A 12,740-nucleotide genomic window follows, 5' to 3' on the forward strand; every position below is an offset into this window, starting at 1 on the left:
GGTATGGAACACTATCTGAGTCTGTTGATTAAATCGATCTTCATCGAAAACCTGGCACTCTCCTTCTTCCTGGGGATGTGTACCTTCCTGGCGGTGTCCAAGAAGGTAAAGACCTCCATGGGTCTGGGTATTGCCGTTATTGTGGTGCAGACCATCGCGGTTCCTGCCAACAACCTGATCTACAACTACGTGCTTAAAGATGGCGCTCTGGTATCCGGTCTGGATCTGAGCTTCCTGAGCTTCATCACCTTCATCGGTGTGATTGCAGCACTGGTACAGATCCTGGAGATGGCGCTGGACAAGTACTTCCCGGCACTCTACAACGCGCTGGGTATCTTCCTGCCGCTCATCACCGTGAACTGCGCCATCTTCGGTGGCGTCTCCTTCATGGTGCAGCGTGACTACAACTTCATGGAGTCTGTGGTCTACGGTGTGGGTTCAGGGGCAGGCTGGATGCTGGCGATCGTTGCGCTGGCTGGTATCCGCGAGAAGATGAAGTACTCCGATGTTCCGGAAGGCCTGCGCGGTCTGGGCATCACCTTCATCACCGCCGGTCTGATGGCGCTGGGCTTCATGTCCTTCTCTGGTATCTCCCTGTAATCGGCTTTCCTGCAATCAGAAAGGAACGATAGATGGAAATTATTTTGGGTGTGGTCATGTTTACCGTGATCCTGCTGGCACTGGTGGCAGTCATTCTGTTCGCCAAGTCCAAGCTGGTGACCGCGGGCGACGTGACAATCAGCATCAATGGTGACCCGGCCAAGGCTGTGACCAGCCCGGCCGGTGGCAAGCTGCTCGGCGTGCTGGCTGGCAGCGGTATCTTCGTCTCCTCCGCCTGTGGCGGCGGTGGCTCCTGCGGCCAGTGCAAGGTACGGGTGAAATCCGGTGGCGGCGACATTCTGCCGACCGAACTGGATCACATCAGCAAGGGCGAAGCCCGTCATGGCGAGCGTCTGGCCTGTCAGGTTACCGTGCGCTCCGACATGGATATCGAACTGCCGGAAGAGATCTTCGGGGTGAAGAAGTGGGAATGTACTGTTATCTCCAACGATAACAAAGCCACCTTCATCAAGGAGCTCAAGCTGCAGATCCCCGACGGCGAGAGCGTACCGTTCCGCGCCGGTGGTTATATCCAGATTGAAGCCCCGGCTCACCACGTGCACTACAAGAACTTCGATATTCCCGAGGAGTATCGCGGTGACTGGGATCGCTTCAAGATTTTTGAGCTGGAGTCCAAGGTCGATGAGCCGATCATCCGTGCCTACTCCATGGCCAACTATCCGGAAGAGTTCGGCATCATCATGCTGAACGTGCGTATCGCGACCCCGCCGCCCAGCAACTGGACTGCCCCTCCGGGACAGATGTCCTCCTATATCTTCAGCCTGAAGGCTGGCGACAAGGTGACCATCTCCGGTCCGTTCGGTGAGTTCTTCGCCAAGGACACCGATGCCGAAATGGTATTCATCGGTGGTGGTGCAGGTATGGCGCCGATGCGTTCCCATATCTTCGACCAGCTGCGTCGCCTGAAGTCCAAGCGCAAGATGAGCTTCTGGTACGGTGCCCGTTCCAAGCGCGAAATGTTCTATGTCGAAGACTTCGACATGCTCGCCGCCGAGAACGAGAACTTCACTTGGAACGTCGCGCTGTCTGACCCGCAACCGGAAGACAACTGGGACGGCTACACCGGCTTCATCCACAACGTGCTCTACGAGAACTACCTCAAGAACCACGAAGCACCGGAAGATTGCGAGTTCTACATGTGTGGACCTCCGGTGATGAACGCTGCCGTCATCAACATGCTCAAAGACTTGGGCGTTGAAGACGAAAACATCCTGTTGGATGACTTTGGTGGTTAATCCATGCACAGTGTTGTAAAGACCTGGCTAGCCTTCGGGCTAGCCTTTTTCTTGACTGGGTGCGGTCAGGAGACGGTCCAATCCAAGCCGGAGATCCACATCACCGGTAGCACCATGGGCACTTACTACTCCATCAAGGTGGCGGACAGCGCCATCACCGATCCAGCCAAATTGCAGGCCGAGGTCGATGTCTTGCTGGAGCGGGTCAACGATCAGATGTCGACCTATCGCCCCGATTCCGAACTGTCGCGCTTCAACCAGAGCCGTGACAACAAACCGGTTGTGGTCTCCCGCGATACCGCACGGGTCGTCACAGAGGCCATTCACATTGGCCGTGAGAGCCAGGGGGCGCTGGACGTCACCGTTGGCCCCTTGGTCAATCTGTGGGGCTTTGGCCCGGACAAGAAGCCGACCAAGGTCCCTTCCGACGAGCTGATCACCCAGACTCGCCAGAAGACCGGTCTGGGCAACCTGCACGTCATCACCTCGGTGGATGCCGACACCCTGCAAAAAGACATTCCGGATCTCTACGTCGATCTCTCCGCCATCGCCAAGGGCTTTGGTGTGGACAAGGTAGCCGAGTATCTGGAGTCACTGGGTGCGCGCAACTATCTGGTGGAGATTGGCGGCGAGCTGCGGATCAATGGCGTCAACGGCAAGGGTCACCCCTGGCGCGTGGCCATCGAGAAGCCCACCGCAGGCACCGGCACGGTGCAAGAGGTGATCGTGCCCGGTGACAACGGGGTGGCCACCTCCGGCGATTACCGCAACTACTATGAACTGGATGGTCAGCGCTTCTCCCACACCATAGATCCGCGCAGCGGCAAGCCGATCCAGCACCGTCTGGTATCGGTCACCGTGATCCACCCCTCCTGCATGACCGCAGACGGGTTGGCCACCGTGTTTATGGTGATGGGGACCGAGAAAAGCCTGGCCTATGCCAACGAGCGCGGACTGGCGATCTTCGTGATCACCAAGACGGACAACGGCTTTGAAGAGGCTTACTCCGATGCCTTCAAGCCCTATCTGGTCAAGAAGTAAGAGGTAGAGATGCAGATTTTTCTGATCACCTTCGGGGTATTCATGCTGGTGATAGCCGCCATGGCTATCGGTTATATCTTCCAGAAGAAGACCATCTCCGGCTCCTGTGGCGGTCTGGGTAGCGTCGGCATCGAGAAAGAGTGCGATTGCCCGGAACCCTGCGACAACCGCAAGAAGAAGATGGCCAAGGAAGAGGCCCGTCGCAAGATGCTGGAAGAGAACCGCATCATCTGATGACTCTGGTTTTTCGGTAAACAAAAGCGCGCCATCGGCGCGCTTTTTACTGGCCGTTATCTTGCGTTAACGGTCAGGGCTGACGTTCGATATAGAGGATCACTTCGCCAAGATGGATACCGAACTTGCTGATCTCGGCACGATTGATCAGACGCTCTTCGTCCAGCAGGTACATCCAGTCATCGAAGCTCACCCGCACTACCTCGCCATCCGGCAGCGCCAGATCAAGCTGATAACGCCAGTTGAGGGCAAACCCTTGGCTTTTACCCATCGCCTCGCCCACCACATCGGAAGCAGTACCGCGCCAATGACCATCATCGCCCTTGCTCAGATACCAGGTACGGGTCTGCTGGCGGCCATCATCAAAGTAGAACTGCTCGAACAGCTCTCCCTTGCCGTCCTTCCAACGACCCACCATCTCGACCCGAAAGCGACTGGTCACTTCGCCGCTGCGGTCGGTCACCAGGCAGTGAGCCACCAATTTGCCGTTGAAGAAACGGGCGAGATCCCAGTTTGGCCCCTGCCCCCGATAGTCATCGAGACTGGCACCACAGCCACTCAGCAGCAAAAAGGGGAGCAACAGCAACCAGCGGTATGCACGATAGAAAGACATCAGAGACTCCATGTTCAGGGTTGGCCACGCAGGCGGCGTGTCAGGGCAGGATCGCGGCTATTGTCAGCCAGCCAGATGGCGAGAAATGCGGCCGAGAATTGCGGATCGGCCAGGGTGCCGAGGGGTTTTTCCTGCCACCAGAAGTGGCCTGACCCGCCCTTGTCGACATAGAAGGTGAGCTTGTCGCCTGCCTGCACATCGGGCCAGAGTGCCGCGAGCTGGCCGAGCCAGCGCTGACGCTCGGCGTCAGAGCCAAGACCGAGCCGCTGCCACTCGGCGGCGGTGGCGCTCAGCAGATCTTCCCGCTCGATGGCTCTGGCATAGGTGAGGGTCAGTGCCTGCGGATAGTGACCGGGCTGATAGCGCCCGCTCGCACTGTAGAGGGTGGCATCGTAGAGCTTGAACCAGAGCCAGTTCATCTCCCCCTGCCCGACCGGGCGCAGCTGCTGCCAGGGGGCGGCAGAAGCCTGCACTGCGGTTGCAGCCAAGAGCGTAAACGCCAGCAGCAGCGGGTTAATTCCACCCCATATGCCAGTGGTTGGGGTCTTCCAGTTCATGCCAGTCCATCTCCTGTTCTTGCAGGGTGTTGATATCCTGCATCACCACCTGAACCAGCTGCCCCTGCGCATCCCGCTGGCAGGCAACCACCAGATAGAAGCGATCAGTCAGCTCATGCTGGCTCTCTTTGGTCCATTTGGAAAAAAGCAACGAGTCGGTCGAAAAGGTGTTTGTCATGACTCACCCTCCAGCTTGACCATTACCCACAGGAGTACGGGTAACCACCACATCCAGATCACTGCCAGCAGCGCCGTGCTGATCCAGCTGCCCCAAGGTAAGTTTACTGCCCCCATGGCGGCCCCCGCCACATAGGAGGAGGTGCCGCCAAATACGCCAAACAGCGCCTGCTGCCAGCGAGGCAAGCGCAACAACCAGCGCAAGCCATGGGAGAGGGTGAGGGCAAAACCGAGCCAGAGCAGCACCAGCCAGAGGGGAAAACCGGACGGGAACCGGAACAGGCCGAGCTGCCAGAGCAGTACATCCAGCAGACAGCCAGCCACCGCGATGAGAAGCAACCGCCAGTCACGCTGGCGGCTGGGTGAGAAGAGAAAGTGCAGCAGCAACATTGCCAGCAGCGGGCCCGGCTGCTGCCACTTCACCGCCAGCAACCAGTAGAGGTTGAACCCCAGCAGGTGAGCCCACTGCCACATGGTCAGTGACCGCTTACTGGCACATCACCCGACCAGCCAGCGGGCCCCGGCTTGGCGGCCTCCAGCTGTACCAGACTGATGGTGCGCTCCCAGAATCCCCCTTCGCAATAGGCAAAGTAGAAGTGCCACAACCGGATGAAATCCTGGCTGTAACCGAGCTTGAGCAGCTCGGGCGCCAGCGCCAGAAACCGCTCGCACCAGTGAGCCAACGTGCGGGCATAGTGGTGCCCGTGATCGTGCAGCCGCACCAGCTGCATGTCGGTCTCCCGCGCCAGCAGCCCCGCCATCTGGGAGACGCTCGGCAGGCAGCCACCGGGGAAGATGTAGCGCTGGATGAAATCGACTCCGCGCAAATACTGGGCATGGCGCTGATCGGCGATGGTGATGGCCTGGATGAGCAGGCGACCACCGGGTTTGAGCAGCCGCGACAGCTGGCGGAAATAGTCGGGCAGGAAAGCGTGCCCCACCGCCTCGATCATCTCGATGGAGACCAGCTTGTCATAGGTGCCCTCCAGCTTGCGGTAATCCTCCAGCAGCAAGGTGATGCGATCCCCCAGCCCCTCCCGCGCAATCCACTCCTTGGCATAATCATGCTGGGCCCGGGAGATGGTAGTGGTCGTCACCCGGCAGCCATAGTGGCGGGCGGCATAGACGGCGAGGCCACCCCAGCCGGTGCCGATCTCCAGCAGATGATCGTCAGGGCCCAGCTCCAGTCGCTCGCAGATGGTGCGCAACTTGGCCTGCTGCCCCTCCTCAAGAGTGGCCTCGGCGCTCGGATAGATGGCGCTCGAGTACTGCATATGGCTGTCGAGAAACCCCTGATAGAGGGTATTGCCGAGATCGTAGTGGGCGGCGATGTTGGAGCGCGAACCGGTCAGAGTATTGCGGTTGAGCCAGTGGCGCACCTTGTTGAAGGGGAAGCTGAGCCAGCCGAGGCGCCGTTCGAGGGAGTCGAGCAGGGTCAGATTGCGGGCCAGCAGCCGCACCAGCGCCACCGGATCCGGGCTGGTCCAGAGCCCCTCCACCCAGGTTTCTCCGGCGGCAATGCTGCCCCCCAGCAACAGGCGACGATAGAAGGCCGGATCCTGCACCACCAGTTCGGCATGCAGATCGGTACCCGCGACGCCAAAGCTGTGGCGCTCACCGCCATCCCGCAGCAGCAGCTGGCCATGTTCGAGGCGACCCAGCAGATTGAGCAGCAGTTGTCTTGCCCCCTTGTCGATGAAAGAGGCAGAGAGGGTTGATTGAGCAAGTTCCATTAGCGGCTCTCCGGATGGGTAAATATCGGGGTTCGTTTGATAAAAAGACGCAGGGCCTGCCAGTAGATCCCGAGCAGCACCTTCATGGTCATCCATGGCCAGCGGGCCAGCAGGGCCACCAGCCCCTTGCGTGACAAGGGTTCGCGCGTGAGCGCCAGAGTGGCGTCAAACAGCTTGGCTTCACCGGATACGGGATGACTCTCGATATGGATCAGTGTCTCCTGCGCAGGCGGCCTGATGCGCCAGTGATAACGCATCGCCAGCCCCATAAAGGGGGAGACGTGAAAATCCTTGTCATGGGGGGCCAGCGCCGCCAGATCGAGCAGGTAGTAGTGACGCTCGTTCCAGGGAGTGTTGGAGACCTCTGCCAGCAGATAGCGCGCCTCGCCCTGCCGGTAGCAGAAGTAGAAGTTGACCGGGCTGAAGTAGAACCCCAGACAGCGCACATTGCCGAGCAGCAGTACCCGCCCATCGGGCTCGGCATCGCCACCCAGTTCGCTCACCTTCTGCCACACCGCCTGCTTGAGGCTCCCCTCACTCCCCTTGAGATAGTCATGGCGGTGAAACGAAAGCAGCCCCGAGCGCTCCACCCCGAACCAGCGCCCCTGATCGAGCTGCGGCAGCTCGTCGAGATCCAGTCCCAGCATAAAAAGGCTGTAGGAGAAGGCGTGAGCCCGCGGTGCAAAACGGCGGTGGCGCACCGAGCCCTGCCAGATGGCGCTGGTGATGCCAGCCAGTTCGTCTGTACGCTCATGTTCGGTGGCCACGGTGGCGCCGTTCATAGCTCGGCTCCGAAGCGCCTGGCGACATCCAGCGCGCTGCGTACCCCATCCTCATGGAAGCCGTTGTACCAGTAGGCACCACAGAAGTGGGTGTGCTGCTGGCCGCAGATCTCCGCGCGCCGCTGCTGGGCGGCGATGGAGGCCTGATTGAACACCGGATGGTGGTAGACGAAGCGGCGCAATACCTTGCTCTCATCCACCTTGCCCTTGGGATTGAGGCTGACGCAGAAGGGCTCCGGCGAGTTCACCCCCTGCAAGATGTTCATGTTGTAGCTCACCAGCGGCCGTGCCTCGTCATTGCCATCGAGCTGATAGTTCCAGCTGGCCCATGCCTTGCGGCGGGTGGGCAGGCAGCGCGCATCGGTATGGAGCCAGACATCGTTGGCCTGATAGGGCATGTCGCCGAGGATGGCCTGCTCCCGCTCGCCGGGATCCGCCAGCAGCGCCAGCGCCTGATCGCTGTGACAGGCGAAGATCACCTCGTCAAACCGCTCCTCACCGTAACTGCTCTGGATCACCACGCCATCCGCATCCCGCCGTACGCTCTGCACCGGACAGGCGAGGCGGATCTGCGACTGCCAACCCGCGGTAAGGGGGCCGATATATTCCCGCGAGCCGCCCGGAATCACGTACCACTGGGGGCGATTGGCCACATCCAGCAGGCCATGGTTGGCAAAAAAGCGTAGGAAGAAGCCAAGGGGAAAGGCGCGCATATCGGCCAGGGTCGATGACCAGATCGCCGCTCCCATCGGCAAGATGTAGTGGCGGGCGAAGTAGTCGCTAAACTCCCCCGCCAGCAGAAAGTCTCCCAGCGTCAGCTCGGGGCCAGCACCCTGATGTTGACCATCTGCCAACCAGGCCCGTGCCTCCCGGTTGAACCGCAAAATCTCGCCAACAAAACCGTAGAAACGGGGGCTCAACAGATTGCTGCGCTGGGCAAACAGGGTGTCGAGATTGTGACCGTTATACTCCAGCCCCTCCGGGCTCTTCACCGAGAAGCTCATCTCGGCCGGTTGGCGCGCCATGCCGATCCGTGCCAGCAACTTCAAGAAGTTGGGGTAGGTGCGATCGTTGAAGACGATAAAGCCGGTGTCGATGGCATAGCTGCAGCCAGCCTGATTCACATCGACGGTCGCAGTATGGCCGCCCAGAGTCGGCGCCGCCTCGAACAGGGTGATGTCATGGAGTTTGTGGAGCAGAAAACCGGCGGTGAGCCCCGAGATCCCTGAACCGACGATGGCGATCTTTTTCTTCATGAATGGCTTCCTTTCGATACGAGTGCGCGGCCAAGGCGCAGCCAGAGCCCCACCGGCAGCGCACCAAGCAGGCGCAGCAACCAGATGAAACGGCGGGGAAAGTGGATCTGGTGACGACCAGCGGTCAGCCCGTCCATGATGGCGCGGGAGGCCTGCTCCACCGTCACCAGACAGGGCATGGGAAAATCATTTTTGGCGGTGAGCGGCGTCTGGACAAAGCCGGGGCGGATCAGGGTCACCCCGATCCCTTTGCTGGCCAAATCGAGGCGCAAGGTATCCGCCAGATAGTCGAGGGCCGCCTTGGAGGCGCCATAGGCCTCGGCTCGCGGCAGCGGCAGCCAGCTCACCGACGAGCTGACGATGGCCAGCCGTGACCCAACCCCTAACAGCGGCAAGAAGGCGGCCAGCGCATGGCCGGTGGCTGTCAGATTGGTCTCAATCACCCGGGCAAACAGCTCGCTGTCAAACCCCTCAGCCACATCCATGTACTCGCAGTTGCCTGCGTTGAGGATTAGCAGATCAAGGGATGGCAGCGTAGCAGCCACCCCGCTCATTGCGGCCAGATCCCGGGCATCGAACTGCAGCGGCGTGACGCCATCCAGCCCCAGCGCCTGCAGCCGTTCACCATCGCGGCCACAACCCCACACCTGCCAGCCTGCCCGCCGGTAATCGAGCGCCAACTGGCGACCGATGCCGGAGGTCGCCCCTGTGATCAGCACCCGGCCGCTCATGCGCCAAGCCTCATCTTGATGGTGCGCACCACTGGCCCGAGCAGCGGCAACTGCTCGTAGAGCATGGCGCCCAGGTCAAAATAGTCCCTGTGCTGGCACACCTTGCCCACCTCGTCGAATTCGAGGCGGGTGGCCCCCTCCACCGTCACCGGCTCACCACCACGCAATCTGGGGTGAGAGAAGGTCATGGTCCAGCCGAGCCAGGCCTGCGGCCCCTGCTGCTGCTGACTGGTGATGACGAAACGGCAGTAGGTAAGGCGCTGATAGAGGGCGGCAAAATAGTCGCCAAGGGCCGCCAGCCCCTCGATACGGTGGGCCGGATCGGTAAAGACCACCTGTTCGGCATAGACCTCGGGCAAGCGGTGCAACTGCTGTTTGTCCAGTTGCTGATAGAGGCCAATAAAGCGGGCCAGCGGCTCGTTCATCCTATTTCTCCAGAGAGCGAAACATCTCGATGGCTCTCACCCGGGCAACGGCGTGATCCACCATGGGTGCCGGATAATCCTGTCGCCCCTTGAGCCGCAGCCAATCGTGGGGCTGATGCACATAAGCGGCGGGAATATCGGCCAGTTCAGTTACCCAGGTACGGATAAACTCCCCTTGTGGATCAAATCGTTGCCCCTGAGTGGTGGGGTTGAATACCCGAAAATAGGGCGCCGCATCGGCGCCGGTACCCGCCGCCCACTGCCAGCCGCCGTTGTTGGCCGCCAGATCCCCGTCGATGAGCCGACTCATGAAGTAATCCTCCCCGAGCCTCCAGTGGATATGGAGATCCTTGGTGAGAAAACTCGCCACTATCATCCGCAGCCGGTTGTGCATCCAACCGGTGGTGTTGAGACAGCGCATCGCTGCATCAACGATGGGGTAGCCGGTACGGCCCTCGCACCAGGCGGCGAAGGCATCCGGGTCCCAGCTCCACGGCAAGGCCGCCGTCTCGGGCTTGAAGGGGCGATTCATGGAGAGGGTCGGGATCAGCACCAGCAGGTGGCGATAGAACTCGCGCCAGATAAGTTCGTTGAGCCAGACAAAGCCGGGCTGAGCCTTGGACTGGGGCCGATAGCCAAGGCGCTGCTGGAGCGCCGCCACGCACTGACGGGGACTGATGATGCCCGCCGCCAGATAGGGGGAGAGCACGGACGTGCCAGCGATGGCAGGAAAATCCCGGGTCTCACCATAGTCGAGCACCGCCTGCTCCAGAAAAATGTTCAAACGACGCAGAGCTTCTGCCTCCCCCACTGGCCAGCGGGGATCAACCGTCAGCTCGCCGAGCGCCTCATCAACCCACGCCCGCTCGGCCAGCGGTAGCCAAGGCAAGGGCTCGCCACGGCGCGCTGGGGCTCGGTGAATAACAAAGCCATCCTCGTCGAGGGCCTTGAGCCAGGCTCGGCTGAAGGGGGTGAACACCTTGAACATCTCACCCGAGCCGGTCAGCACCCGCCCCGGCGGCAATACGCAGCAGCCGTTGAGCCAGTGACAGCTCACCGCCAGCTCTGCCAGCACCGCGCTGACGGCGTGGTCGCGACGCTGCTCATCGATCTCGATAGCCTGATTGGCATAGAGCTGGGTCACCCCCTGCTCGCGGCAGAGGTTTGCCAACGCAGCGGGCGCCTCGGCAAAGGTCTCCACTCGCAGCAAATGGAGCGGGATGCCGAGGGCCGCCAGCTCGCGGCCCAACACATCGACCTGCGCCAACATAAAGCGTTGACGAATCGGGGCCATTTTGTGCTGCTGCCACTGGGTGGGGGAGATGATAAAGAGCGCGGCTACCGGTTCATCACCGGCGCAGGCATGGCGCAGCGCGGGGTTGTCGGCAAGGCGCAGATCATTGCGCAACCAGACCAGCTTCATGATTTTTTCCTCCCGCGTCCGCTGGCGCCAGCCGCAGCAGGTGCGTCCACCATCAGCTCGGCAAGGCTCGCCTGCCAGCCGTGGGCTTTAAGCCACTCATCGTCGTAGAGGCGCCCCAGCTCGCCAAACAGGCACGTACCGGCGGGCCACCCAGAGGCCAGCTCCTGTTTGCCAAGACCGGCTCCCAGCAGCACCAGCCAGGGGGTAACGGCACGTCCCTCCAGCAGGCTGACATGGCGGGGCTCCACCGCCCCCAGCAGTTGCACCTCATAGCCCTGACCGATCAGCTCGTAGGCGGCCCAGACCAGATCGAGGGGGCCGACTTGCCCCCAACTCGCCAGCGTGATCGGCACGCCCTTCTCCTGCTCGATCAGGTGGCGGGCGAAGCGGGTATGGAGCCAGCCCAGCCACATCTGTTGCAGCAACTCGCCATCGGGCCGCTCGCGCCACAGCCCCAGCAGCCGCTCCACCAGCGGTTGCAGTATCCGGCTGCGTACCAGCTCGAATGGGTAGCTCGCCAGCAGATCGTTGAGCTCAGCCTCAGCCTTGCGCTGGTTGAAGGCGAGCAGCGCCTGACTGAACTGCTCTAGGGTCTGCTGCCAGTGATCGCTCACCGGCGCGGAATGGGGTTCGCTCAAGAGCCCCTTCACCTGCCCGATACTCACCCCCCGCTCCAGCCAGCTCAGGATCTCGCCAATCTGGCGAATATCCTGCTCGCTGTAGAGGCGGTGGCCCTTTTCGGTGCGAGCCGGTTGTACCAACCCGTAGCGGCGCTGCCAGGCGCGCAGGGTCACGGCGTTAACGCCGGTGAGACGGGAGACCTCGCGAATGGGGTAGATCCCCTCATCAGCGAGAGGAGCAACTTCTTGCGGTAAATCAGACATGACAACGTCCATCAAACAGAGGGGTAAAGCGCCCCGGCGCAAACCATGCGCCGGGGCAACAGAACGGATTCAGAGCCCGTAACGCAATTTGAGCGTATCGGGGTGGGGATTGAGATAAACCTGCTCGGCGAGATAGGGGTTGGGGTACTCGCGCAGGTAGTGACGGATCAGGGTGAGCGGCACCAGCAAGGGGAAGATACCGGTGCGGTACTTGTCGATGGTATCGGCAAGCTCCTGCTTCTGGGCCGGGGTCAGCACCCGCTTGAAGTAGCCTTGCAGGTGCATCAGCACATTGGTGTGGCTGCGACGGTTGGCCCGCAGAGTCAGCGCCGTCATCAATCCCTTGATGTAGTTGTCGGCCACCTCCTGCAAATTGGTAGACTTGCCCAGATTGCCGAGCAGCTTTCCGAGCGCCCGGTAGTGGGTGGTGGCATGGGAGAGCACCAGATACTTGTAGCGGGAGTGGAAGCGGATCAGCGCAGAGGCGGTAATGCCGCGGGCGCAGAGTTGCTGCCAGTCATGGTAGGCGAAGACCCGCAGTACGAAGTTCTCCCGCAGGATGGGGTCGCACAGGCGGCCATCCTCTTCGACCGGCAGCAGGGGGTTGGCCTCCATCAACGCCTTGGCAAAGAGGCCGATCCCCTCCTTGGCGCTCCCCTCGTTGTTGGCGCCATAGACCTTGACCCGCTCCATACCGCAGCTGGGTGATTTGGCACAGAGGATATAACCGGAGATAAAGTCGAGCTGGCGTGCCTTCTGCTCGCTGAAGGCAATCAGCTTTTCGGTGACATCGAAGCTACCGTTGCTCGCCTCGGCACGGAGCTCGCCGTGACGCTTGACCAGCCGGATGGCGGCACGGGGCGCCCCGAGACCGATAGCCATCTCGGGACAGACGGGGTGGTAGTCAAAGTGAGCGCCAAGATCCCGTTCGCAGAAGCTGGAGCGCTTGTGGCCCCCATCGAAACGTACCTCTTGTCCCAGCAGGCAGGCACTGATACCGACTTTAATCTTGTACATGATGACGCTCC

At 61.1% G+C, this 12,740-nt stretch carries 16 protein-coding genes; 4 read left to right on the top strand and 12 right to left on the bottom strand.

What is annotated here, in order from left to right; all coding sequences use genetic code 11:
- The first annotated feature begins 3 nt into the window (after positions 1-3).
- From nqrE to nqrM, 4 genes are read left to right on the top strand one after another with little or no spacing between them, the layout of a single operon-like run.
- Positions 4-600, top strand: a complete 597-nt coding sequence (gene nqrE / locus AB5Y83_RS05360; RefSeq protein ID WP_005338645.1) for an NADH:ubiquinone reductase (Na(+)-transporting) subunit E — start codon at positions 4-6, stop codon at positions 598-600.
- A gap of 32 nt (positions 601-632) precedes the next feature.
- Positions 633-1,856 carry an NADH:ubiquinone reductase (Na(+)-transporting) subunit F gene (gene nqrF / locus AB5Y83_RS05365; RefSeq protein ID WP_005338656.1) on the top strand — a complete coding sequence of 408 codons (1,224 nt, stop codon included), beginning with the start codon at positions 633-635 and terminating at the stop codon, positions 1,854-1,856.
- A gap of 3 nt (positions 1,857-1,859) precedes the next feature.
- Positions 1,860-2,897: an FAD:protein FMN transferase ApbE gene (locus AB5Y83_RS05370; protein WP_005358608.1), complete on the top strand. Its 1,038-nt coding sequence runs from the start codon at positions 1,860-1,862 to the stop codon at positions 2,895-2,897.
- A 9-nt stretch (positions 2,898-2,906) separates the two neighbouring features.
- On the top strand, positions 2,907-3,131 hold the full coding sequence (nqrM, locus tag AB5Y83_RS05375; RefSeq protein ID WP_005338668.1) for a (Na+)-NQR maturation NqrM: 225 nt from the start codon (positions 2,907-2,909) through the stop codon (positions 3,129-3,131).
- A 73-nt stretch (positions 3,132-3,204) separates the two neighbouring features.
- Here nqrM and AB5Y83_RS05380 read toward each other — a convergent pair whose 3' ends face one another.
- The 12 genes from AB5Y83_RS05380 to AB5Y83_RS05435 form a co-directional block, all read right to left on the bottom strand.
- Positions 3,205-3,744, bottom strand: coding sequence for a DUF3833 domain-containing protein (locus tag AB5Y83_RS05380; RefSeq protein WP_368174817.1), 540 nt, complete (start codon positions 3,742-3,744; stop codon positions 3,205-3,207).
- A 14-nt stretch (positions 3,745-3,758) separates the two neighbouring features.
- Positions 3,759-4,301, bottom strand: coding sequence for a chalcone isomerase family protein (locus tag AB5Y83_RS05385; RefSeq protein ID WP_335818389.1), 543 nt, complete (start codon positions 4,299-4,301; stop codon positions 3,759-3,761).
- The gene (locus tag AB5Y83_RS05390; RefSeq protein WP_005338671.1) at positions 4,258-4,479 is read right to left on the bottom strand and encodes a TIGR02450 family Trp-rich protein; all 222 of its coding nucleotides are present in this window, start codon (positions 4,477-4,479) and stop codon (positions 4,258-4,260) included. Before AB5Y83_RS05390 ends, AB5Y83_RS05385 begins: the two co-directional genes overlap by 44 nt.
- Entirely contained in the window at positions 4,476-4,952 is a 477-nt protein-coding gene (locus AB5Y83_RS05395) for a DUF2878 domain-containing protein (protein ID WP_335818388.1), read from the bottom strand. The genes AB5Y83_RS05390 and AB5Y83_RS05395 overlap by 4 nt, the downstream gene beginning before the upstream one ends.
- 2 nt (positions 4,953-4,954) lie before the next feature.
- Positions 4,955-6,211, bottom strand: a complete 1,257-nt coding sequence (locus AB5Y83_RS05400) for a cyclopropane-fatty-acyl-phospholipid synthase family protein (RefSeq protein WP_335818387.1) — start codon at positions 6,209-6,211, stop codon at positions 4,955-4,957.
- The gene (locus AB5Y83_RS05405) at positions 6,211-6,993 is read right to left on the bottom strand and encodes a DUF1365 domain-containing protein (RefSeq protein ID WP_368174818.1); all 783 of its coding nucleotides are present in this window, start codon (positions 6,991-6,993) and stop codon (positions 6,211-6,213) included. The genes AB5Y83_RS05400 and AB5Y83_RS05405 overlap by 1 nt, the downstream gene beginning before the upstream one ends.
- Positions 6,990-8,249 carry an FAD-dependent oxidoreductase gene (locus AB5Y83_RS05410; protein WP_335818385.1) on the bottom strand — a complete coding sequence of 420 codons (1,260 nt, stop codon included), beginning with the start codon at positions 8,247-8,249 and terminating at the stop codon, positions 6,990-6,992. Before AB5Y83_RS05410 ends, AB5Y83_RS05405 begins: the two co-directional genes overlap by 4 nt.
- Positions 8,246-8,980: an SDR family NAD(P)-dependent oxidoreductase gene (locus tag AB5Y83_RS05415; protein WP_368174819.1), complete on the bottom strand. Its 735-nt coding sequence runs from the start codon at positions 8,978-8,980 to the stop codon at positions 8,246-8,248. The genes AB5Y83_RS05410 and AB5Y83_RS05415 overlap by 4 nt, the downstream gene beginning before the upstream one ends.
- Entirely contained in the window at positions 8,977-9,405 is a 429-nt protein-coding gene (locus tag AB5Y83_RS05420) for a nuclear transport factor 2 family protein (protein WP_368174820.1), read from the bottom strand. Before AB5Y83_RS05420 ends, AB5Y83_RS05415 begins: the two co-directional genes overlap by 4 nt.
- A 1-nt stretch (position 9,406) precedes the next feature.
- Positions 9,407-10,828, bottom strand: a complete 1,422-nt coding sequence (phrB, locus tag AB5Y83_RS05425; RefSeq protein ID WP_236267986.1) for a deoxyribodipyrimidine photo-lyase — start codon at positions 10,826-10,828, stop codon at positions 9,407-9,409.
- Complete coding sequence (locus AB5Y83_RS05430; protein WP_236267985.1) at positions 10,825-11,712, bottom strand: MerR family transcriptional regulator; 888 nt, start codon at positions 11,710-11,712, stop codon at positions 10,825-10,827. Before AB5Y83_RS05430 ends, phrB begins: the two co-directional genes overlap by 4 nt.
- A gap of 69 nt (positions 11,713-11,781) precedes the next feature.
- Positions 11,782-12,729: a YbgA family protein gene (locus AB5Y83_RS05435; protein WP_368174821.1), complete on the bottom strand. Its 948-nt coding sequence runs from the start codon at positions 12,727-12,729 to the stop codon at positions 11,782-11,784.
- Positions 12,730-12,740 lie beyond the last annotated feature (11 nt).

Origin of the sequence: Aeromonas sp. R5-4, assembly GCF_040908215.1 — a bacterium.
Taxonomy (GTDB): Bacteria; Pseudomonadota; Gammaproteobacteria; order Enterobacterales; family Aeromonadaceae; genus Aeromonas; species Aeromonas veronii.